At 58.5% G+C, this 8,356-nt stretch carries 7 protein-coding genes and 1 pseudogene; 5 read left to right on the top strand and 3 right to left on the bottom strand.

The window, feature by feature from the left end; all coding sequences use genetic code 11:
- A pseudogene (locus tag VGE80_RS24110) lies at positions 1-235 on the bottom strand (redoxin domain-containing protein); the annotation flags it as partial.
- 785 nt (positions 236-1,020) lie between these two features.
- On the opposite strand from VGE80_RS24110, the gene VGE80_RS24105 reads away from it, so the two are divergent.
- The 3 genes from VGE80_RS24105 (at position 1,021) to VGE80_RS24095 (ending at position 5,004) form a co-directional block, all read left to right on the top strand.
- Positions 1,021-1,827 carry a hypothetical protein gene (locus VGE80_RS24105; protein ID WP_373653524.1) on the top strand — a complete coding sequence of 269 codons (807 nt, stop codon included), beginning with the start codon at positions 1,021-1,023 and terminating at the stop codon, positions 1,825-1,827.
- Positions 1,828-1,954: 127 nt separating this feature from the next.
- Complete coding sequence (locus VGE80_RS24100) at positions 1,955-4,054, top strand: serine/threonine-protein kinase (protein ID WP_440594421.1); 2,100 nt, start codon at positions 1,955-1,957, stop codon at positions 4,052-4,054.
- Positions 4,051-5,004: a hypothetical protein gene (locus tag VGE80_RS24095; protein ID WP_440594420.1), complete on the top strand. Its 954-nt coding sequence runs from the start codon at positions 4,051-4,053 to the stop codon at positions 5,002-5,004. The genes VGE80_RS24100 and VGE80_RS24095 overlap by 4 nt, the downstream gene beginning before the upstream one ends.
- A gap of 180 nt (positions 5,005-5,184) precedes the next feature.
- Here VGE80_RS24095 and VGE80_RS24090 read toward each other — a convergent pair whose 3' ends face one another.
- Positions 5,185-5,496, bottom strand: a complete 312-nt coding sequence (locus VGE80_RS24090) for a cupin domain-containing protein (protein WP_440594419.1) — start codon at positions 5,494-5,496, stop codon at positions 5,185-5,187.
- The gene (locus VGE80_RS24085; protein WP_440594418.1) at positions 5,493-5,951 is read right to left on the bottom strand and encodes a hypothetical protein; all 459 of its coding nucleotides are present in this window, start codon (positions 5,949-5,951) and stop codon (positions 5,493-5,495) included. The genes VGE80_RS24090 and VGE80_RS24085 overlap by 4 nt, the downstream gene beginning before the upstream one ends.
- Before the next feature lie 373 nt (positions 5,952-6,324).
- On the opposite strand from VGE80_RS24085, the gene VGE80_RS24080 reads away from it, so the two are divergent.
- Positions 6,325-6,870, top strand: a complete 546-nt coding sequence (locus VGE80_RS24080) for a DinB family protein (protein WP_440594417.1) — start codon at positions 6,325-6,327, stop codon at positions 6,868-6,870.
- A gap of 155 nt (positions 6,871-7,025) precedes the next feature.
- The coding region (gene gnd / locus VGE80_RS24075) for a decarboxylating NADP(+)-dependent phosphogluconate dehydrogenase (protein WP_440594416.1) at positions 7,026-8,356 on the top strand (1,331 nt) is incomplete at its 3' end.

Below are 8,356 nucleotides of genomic sequence, written 5' to 3'. Positions count from 1 at the left end.
CCCCCTGCCCGGCATAGCTCTCAGCCAGCTTCTGCAGTTTGAGGGAGTATTGCTTTGCCAGCGGGCACTCCGTCCCGAGCACGGCCAGGACCAGTACGGGACTCGACTGATAGTCGTCCAGCGAGTGAGCCTTGCCTCGGTAATCGATGAGCGAAAACGGCGCGATCGACTTCCCGAGCAGGAATGGGCCATCCTCCGCCGCGGCAAGTGGTAAATTGCGACTCAGCACCAACATGACAAGGCAGACCAGCCCCGCATTTACGAGCCTGTGCGACGACCGAGTAGCCCTCGTATCCCAGTGTGACGCCCAAGGCCCGACCGTTCCTGTCACTTGCGGGCGCGCCTGAGAACTTTGTCGAGCCTGGCAATCCAGATCACACATCAATCCCAATCCTTATTCTGACCAATGCCAAAACTTCCGACGGGTTGTCCCCCGCCATCCGAAACTGCTTTCAACAATACTATGCGAAAGTCTTATCGCTGTGACCCACTTCAGGGAAACTCAGGCAACTCCGGAAAATGCCGTCCCTTCCAATCTCGATCCCCGCGCTGATTAGCGCGAACGAACGATGTCACAACAGGAGATACTCTACCCCGCCAGAACGCCTGTGGTTTCAACCCGCCCCATCGCCACTCGTCCCCAGACCCGCTCCTCAAACATGGCTCAGATGGCATACTGAGAGATCGTCGCGCGGCGGGGATGGAATGCATTCTCTTTTCGCCGCCAGCTTTTGACAGAATCACGGGGTGTCGGAAGCTGGGGAACCAGCCATTCTGGGCGGATCGGAGGTCTCAGGACACGCGGAGAGTACCATCGCCGCAACCTTTTCCACATTAAGACGTTGCACCACCCCACCCCGACCCATTTCCACTCCAAAAGAAGGATTTCCACTTTTCGTCACGAAATTCCCGGATTTCTCCCAAGATTCGAATCCCGCCAGCGAATGACTGAGCAACACGGCAGGAAACACGCCGTTCGCTGTCGAAATTTCGCAAGTGAGACGTTCAGGGGGATTCGCGATGATTAAGAAAGGTTTACTGGGACTGGCTGTAGCGGGGTTGCTCGGCACCTTCGTGTTCGGGACCGAAGCGGTCAGCTACCTTCGCGCCGGTTGCCGCAATGTCAAGAACGCCGTCAAAGCGGAAGTCCCGATCGAGTTTGAAGCCGAGCGAGCACAGACGCTGGTCGAACGTCTGGTGCCGGACATTCGGCAATGCATGCATGTCGTCGCCGAACAGCAGGTCGATCTCGAAAATCTGCAGACCCTGCTGACTCAGAAGGAAGCCGATCTCACGAAGCAGAAAGAGGCGATCTTGGCGTTGCGAACCGACTTGGGAACAGGCAAGGGTTCTTTCGTCTACGCACGTCACTCGTACACCGCCAGCGATGTCCGACGGGATCTCGCGTCCCGGTTTGAGCGATTCAAAGCAGCGGAAGAAATCCTGGCAGCAGACCGCAAGATCCTGACCGCTCGCGAACAGGCCCTGGCCGCCAACCGGGAAAAGCTCGAAAGCATGATGCAGGCGAAAAAAGAACTGGAAGTGAAACTCGAACAGCTTCAGGCCCGCATCCACACAGTCAAGGCGGCAGAGACTGTCAGCCAACTGGCCATTGATGACTCGAACCTCAGCAACGCACGCAAGCTGATCAGTGAATTGAACAAACAGCTTGACGTGAAGCAGAGAATTCTCGATGTGGAAGGGAAGTTTGTCGGCCTGATTCCGGTCGAGACACCGACTCCCGCTGCTCCTGCCGACCTGGACCGACAGATCGACGCCTACTTCAGCACACCACAGGCTGACGATACGTTTGCCGCCAGGGACTGATCCGAAGTCAGTTTCGTCAAAGTAACGGGTTTTGAATGATCTGAATGTGCGTCGATACCGTTAAACTGGCGGTGACTGCGGAGTGACCGCCAGTGAGTGACCGCGTCCCACTTCCGAAACCCTACGTATGCGATTCACCTACCAGTCCGGAGCTCAGCCCCTCGCGGGCTTCACCATCCAACGCGGTATTCACCGCGGCGGGTTTGGCGAGGTCTATTACGCGCGCAGCGACGGTGGCAAGGACGTCGCACTGAAACTGCTGCATCAACAGGATCAGGACATTGAAATCCGCGGAGTCACCCAGTGTCTGAATCTCAAGCACTCCAATCTGATCACACTGTTTGACGTCAAAACGGACGAGCACGGCGATTACTGGGTCGTGATGGAGTACGTGGCGGGTTCCAGTCTGGAAGACGTTCTGGCTTCGTTTCCGGATGGTTTGCCCTTAGCAGAAGTTGCGGCCTGGCTGGACGGATTGGTCGCCGGAGTGGCTCATCTGCATGACCGCGGGATTGTGCACCGGGACCTGAAACCCGGAAACGTCTACCGCGAGAACGGTGTCGTCAAAGTGGGGGACGTGGGGCTGTCGAAGCGACTCGGCAGCGATCATCGGCGACAGCATACGCAAAGCGTCGGAACCGTCTACTACATGGCGCCTGAAGTCGCCAGGGGCCAGTACGGCCCCGAGGTGGACGTCTACTCGCTGGGTGTGATGCTCTACGAGATGATTACGGGTCGCTTGCCGTTTACTGGAGAAACGACGGCCGAAATCCTGATGAAGCATCTGACGGCGCAGCCGGATCTCACCCCCGTCCCGCGTGAGCTACGTCCGACCGTCGCGCGTGCTCTGGAAAAAGACCCCACCCGAAGGACGGCGACCGTCCGCGAGCTGGGACAGGATTTCTGGCGAGCGACACAGCAGCACCGTTTACCAATGGCTTCTGCCGCAGAAGTCTCTTCCGCCGCCCCTCTGTCCGGGGAACAATTCCCACAGCCGACAGCCGACGTTGCCTCGTCAGAACCGACCACGATTCCGGCGAACTCATTTCTGCCCCCCCTTCCTCGGGGTTCTCAGTCTGCCAATTCCCCTGCAGGCGTATCCAGCGAGGCTCCCTGGCGACGCCAGCACGCAGACTTGGAACGAAAGCGTCAGCCCGGTGGAGGCGGAACGTCGAACAGTCGATCTACCCGATCGGAACCATGGCTCCAACCCGAGCAGTGGCTGCAGCTGTGCATCGTGCTGGGAATGGTGTTGCTTCTGACAGGCTCTCTCCGGGGTGCGTTCCCGCTGGGAGGCGTTCGGAGTACCCCGGTTCTCGGATTCGTGATCATCGCGTTGCTGGTCGTGCCGACGGCGGGCATCGCCGCCTTGCATTCGTTGAAGTTGCTGCTTTATCGAATTACCGATGTCGACCCAAAGCAAAAACACTCACCCCGTCCCGGAACAGCCCCCTACTCTCCCCCCGCGCCGTCGTATCCCGAAGTTCGTGCGGAATTCGTGTCTTCCGGCCCTGCGCGGCGTGCTGCCGTCGCCGTCGCAGTCGACCCAAGGTTCCCATTCGACGATCGCCCCTGGCCAGAACGACTGCCGGAACTCGCCAACTCCCTGGGCTATGCGGGACTGGTCGCCAGCCTGCTTTCAGCCGGTGTCTACGCGGCACTGTCCGTTCCGCTCAGGCAGGACCAGCCACTTCCGTTTATGCCGCGTCCCGAATCGGCGATTCTGTTTATGGCCACGGCCATTGTCGGCTCATGGCTGATCCTGATCGGACACACCCTGTCGTCCGGTTCTCACTGGACGAATCGCCAGCGCTGGCTGTTGCGACTGGCCACGGGTGCCGTCATTGGTTCGATCGCGTACGCCCTGGATGAGTTCCTGCTCGTGAATTATTCCCCTTCTGCCTACAGTGCACGATCCCTCTTCAGGTCCCTGGGGGGCCACCCACTGATTGAGGGAGGATCGAATCCGACGTGGCTGGCCTACAGTTGGTTCTTCGCGGGCTGGCTGGGTCTGCGGCGCTGGTCCCAGGAGATGGACCTGCACCGGAAGGTGCCCTTCCGGATGGGAACGGTGATGACTGCCATCCTGACCGCATTCCTGATGTCGTGGGTCTTCCGGTTCCCTCAGGTCTATGCCATGCTCTGGGCCGGGACGATTTCCATGACGGTGCAACTCGCCTCCCGCTGGTCTCCCCTTCGCTCCGTTAAAACAGGAGCCACTCGATGAGTTTCATCCTGTTACTTGGACTGGGGGCGCTGGCCGTTGCGGGCCTGGGTTTCATTAAAAACCTTGCTCGTCGAATCACGCAAGCCCCTTCGTGGCCTGCGAACTTCGCTCGGCAAGGAACATCCGAGATCAATCCCTTACGAGTGTTGATCTCAACCTGGTTCGGACCGACCGCAGTGCTGATCCTGTTCGTCGTCATCAGTGGGCTGCACGAGCGGAAGCTCGCCCGCTTTTACACCCCCTCGCTGCCTTCATCGACAACCCCCGCGCAAGTCACACCATCAGCGGCAGAAGGCATTTCTGCACTTCCTGCACCAGGCACGCAGGCCGTTCCAAGCGACGATGATGATGATGATGATGACGACAAGGACACGACCGTCACGAATCCTCCGAATGGAAAACCAGCCCCCTTGAACTGGATGGAAGTGGGAGACACGACCGTCGGCGAAGTCCGGCAAGTCGTCCTTGCGAGCAAGCTCTGGAGCACGGCCGAAGAGGCGGCCCGCGAGATTGAACCACGCGCCGCCGCACTTGTTCGCGCCGACTTCCAGAGCCGACACCCCTCGGCTTTCTCGACGAGCAGTTCGCTCCTCTTACCGGATGACGGAATCCTGCAATCCGCTGTGAAGAAACGCTACGTGGAAACGGTCGAACAGAACTTTGGTACGTTTTCAGCCCCGATGTACCGCTTGTGGCTGCAGGTCGAAATCTCGCCGGTTGTCCGGACCGAGATCTACCCGCTGTGGAAAATAGCCGCTGTCGACAGTCGGATCATCGCACTGGGAACGCTGATCGCCACGCTGACACTGCTGGCGAATAGTGCGGCCGCCTTCTCGCTGCTGTTGAGGAAAACACCACAGCGATGGTTGAGATCGGGGGTGCTCATCGGAATGTCGTCTACCGCGTGGATCGTGGCCGAACTCTTGCTGATCAACCGACTGCACCATTGATCGTGTTGAGTGTTGATCGTGTCTGCATCACGCTTGCTGCATTCCCCTCGCAAACCAAGTCGAGGATCTCGCGTTGCTGGTTGCAACTGCGAGAATTCGGAATGCCTCACGCGCAGCGTGCCTCATGCTGCCTCGTTATGCGGCGTCGTTGTCGACGAGGCCCGGGCGAGCGGCACCGACTCAATAGAAAACGGCCAGCCAGACGGTGGGCTCATCGGGAGTCGTCCAGTCGACCCGATGTCGCCGGTGAGCGGGTATCTTCAGAGAATCTCCCGGAACAAGTTCCACAACCTCGTCCTCGAACATGAGGCGGGCGGCCCCCGTCACGAGCATGATCCATTCGTTCTCGGACTGGTCGTACCAGAAATCCGCAGGGGAGGCATGCCCGTGTGAGACAATCTGTTCGATACGCAGGCCCGCCGCCTGCACGAGCGTCGTGAAGACCTCCTCGGGCATGCCGACGGGAAGATTATCCAGCAGATTCCGTTTCATGCGTGCAGCCTCGAATTCACAAACGTGGCCAGTTCGTGAGGCTGATCGGTCCCCACCCGCAACACTTCGCCGTCCGACTTCCGGAACACGACGCAGTCTCGTCCCCACAGATTCCAGACCCAGCCCCCGCGTGGGCTGAGATGAATTCCCCAGCCGTCCAGGACCAGTGTCCGCCCCACTTCAGCCGATGCGATATCAGCATACTTCAGCCGCGTCTGGAACAAGGGGATCGGTCCGAACCGGATGAGCAACTCATCTCCCTCATCCTCGACACGCAGGAAGTGAAACGACCCCGCCAGCAGCAGCACAAAGGCACCCGTCAGCGGAAAGGTCCAGGAAATCACTGTGTCATGGCGAAGCACGAGCCCCAGGACGAAGAGCAGGCAAGCCAACCCATAGAGCAGGGTGCACAGGGGTGCCCGCTGCTGGTGTGAATAAAGGCTGTTGTCGTTCATGGAAGGACCCCGTTCCGAGGGAAACTGTTGCGAAGGACCGCCGTTCTCTCCAGACCGTCACGGCATGAAAGTAACGGTGTCCTGAAAAAATCGGATCACGGGATTTCTCTTCGGATCTCCGCCCGTGAGAATTTCGCAAAAAACTCGCCCGCTCAGTACGGTCACCATCAGAAACCCGCAATGCATCAACGAACAAGTGGATGAAGATCCTGAAGTGAACCCCAATGGGGGTGGTCCCCTCTTCAAGCAGATGGACACAATCGTCCGACATGATTGCCTGCTCAATTCAAGGGTCCGGGCAAGTCGGCCGGAAGAGAGCATTTCCGAGCTCCGTTCACCCAATCCAGATCACTCACGAGGGAAGATTTCCAGCATGAATGCAGTGGATGTAATCAAGCGGCTTCATCAACATCGGGCCTGGTCAAACGCTAACCTCCTGAGCACCGCCCGGGAATTGACGGATGAGCAACTCCATTCCATCTATCCCATTGGTCAGGGATCGATCTGGAAGTCGTTGACTCATTTGTTCGGTGCCGAACACGTCTGGCTGGGTGCTCTTTCCGGGGATGACGCGGCGGTCGCCCCCGGTGACGTGGCTGGACAACTCCCCGGAAATCAACTGGGCGAAGGGCGAATAACACGGCTCGATGATCTGGTTGCCCGCTGGCAGGAGCTGGATCGGCGCTGGGACAGTTATCTCGCGACACTGACTCCCGAATCGCTGGACGAAACCGTCTATCGCAAGGTTTCGACGACGGGGGTTCGCTTTGGAACGCGTTGCAGCGACATTCTGTTGCACGTCTGCACGCACGCTCATTACACGACCGCTCAGATCATGAATATGCTGCGGCAGACAGGCCTGGAAAAGCTGCCGGAAACCATGTTGATCAGTCTGGCTCGACTTGAATCAAAATGCTGACATTCGATTTTTGCGGGAATGATTGAAGAATTGGGTTGAATTGCTCGATTCGGGCTCGCACGCTTACAATATCGCCCCTCAACCGTCCAGAAAATCTTTCCAGTGTGCATGGATCGGACGAGTTGTTTCATCCCGTGGATTGGAATTATCGCAGCATGTCTCAGCATGATATCGGTCTGATCGGCCTGGCCGTGATGGGTCAGAATCTCGTTCTCAATATGGCCAATAACGGTTTCTCCGTCGGGGTTTACAACCGAACGACCACGACCACGGATGAATTTGTCGGGGGTCTGAAAGACGAGCCCGCCGACAAGGTACATGCCGGGACCGCCGATCGCATTAAGGGCTACCACACGCTCGAATCATTCGTGAGCAGCCTCAAGGCCCCCCGCCGGATCATGATCATGGTCAAGGCGGGTGCTCCCGTCGACGGCGTCATTGAACAGCTCAAACCGCTGCTCTCTCCCGGCGATATCATCATCGACGGCGGAAACTCGGACTTCGTCGACACCAACCGCCGCGACAAGGAACTGCGCGAAGCCGGCTTGCGGTTTATCGGAACCGGTGTTTCCGGCGGAGAAGAAGGAGCCCTCAAGGGCCCCAGCATCATGCCGGGGGGACACCACGACGCCTGGCCGTTCGTCAAGGAAATCTTCCAGAAGATCTCGGCCAAGGTCGGCCCCAACAACGACATTCCCTGCTGCGACTGGGTCGGCGACGCCGGTGCCGGCCATTACGTCAAGATGGTTCACAACGGGATCGAATACGGCGACATGCAGTTGATCTGCGAAGCCTATCAGATTCTCAAGAACGGCCTGGGGCTCACCAACGAAGAACTCTACCAGGTCTTCAAGACGTGGAATGAAGGGGAACTCGAAAGCTACCTGATCGAAATCACGCGTGACATCTTCACCGTGAAAGACAAAGAAACGGGTGAGTTCCTGGTCGACAAGATCCTCGACACGGCTCAGCAGAAGGGGACGGGCAAGTGGATGAGCCAGCACGCGCTGGATCTGGGTGTCCCCACCACTCTCATCACCGAAGCAGTCTACGCGCGTTGCCTGTCGGCTCAAAAGGACGCTCGCGTCCGTGCCAGCGCAATTCTCAAGGGTCCCGAAGACGCCAAGTTCACGGGTGACAAGGCGCAGTTCATCGAAGATGTCCGCCAGGCCCTTTATGCCTCTAAGCTTTGCAGCTACGCCCAAGGCTATGTCCAGCTTGACGCTGCCGCGAAAGAGTTCGGCTGGAAGCTGAACAACGGCAACATCGCCCTCTTGTGGCGCGGTGGCTGCATCATCCGTTCTCGCTTCCTGGGCGATATCAAAGCCGCCTTCGACAAGAACCCCAATCTGGAAAACCTGCTGCTGGATGACTTCTTCCGCAACGCCGTCCAGAAGGCTCAGCCAAGCTGGCGTCGCGTCCTCTCGACCGCCGTCCAACTCGGTCTGCCGGTCCCCGTCTTCAGCGCCGCTTTGAACTACTTCGA

Source organism: Schlesneria sp., assembly GCF_036405755.1.
Lineage (GTDB): Bacteria > Planctomycetota > Planctomycetia > Planctomycetales > Planctomycetaceae > Schlesneria > Schlesneria sphaerica.
This window is presented reverse-complemented; position numbering and strand designations above follow the sequence as displayed.

What these genes read in the sequence shown, in the direction of transcription:
- VGE80_RS24080 (WP_440594417.1), top strand. Translation starts at nt 6,325, where the DNA reads ATGAATGCAGTGGATGTAATCAAGCGGCTTCATCAACATCGGGCCTGG.
- VGE80_RS24100 (WP_440594421.1), top strand. Translation starts at nt 1,955, where the DNA reads ATGCGATTCACCTACCAGTCCGGAGCTCAGCCCCTCGCGGGCTTCACC.
- VGE80_RS24105 (WP_373653524.1), top strand. Translation starts at nt 1,021, where the DNA reads ATGATTAAGAAAGGTTTACTGGGACTGGCTGTAGCGGGGTTGCTCGGC.
- VGE80_RS24085 (WP_440594418.1), bottom strand. Translation starts at nt 5,951, where the DNA reads ATGAACGACAACAGCCTTTATTCACACCAGCAGCGGGCACCCCTGTGC.
- VGE80_RS24090 (WP_440594419.1), bottom strand. Translation starts at nt 5,496, where the DNA reads ATGAAACGGAATCTGCTGGATAATCTTCCCGTCGGCATGCCCGAGGAG.
- VGE80_RS24095 (WP_440594420.1), top strand. Translation starts at nt 4,051, where the DNA reads ATGAGTTTCATCCTGTTACTTGGACTGGGGGCGCTGGCCGTTGCGGGC.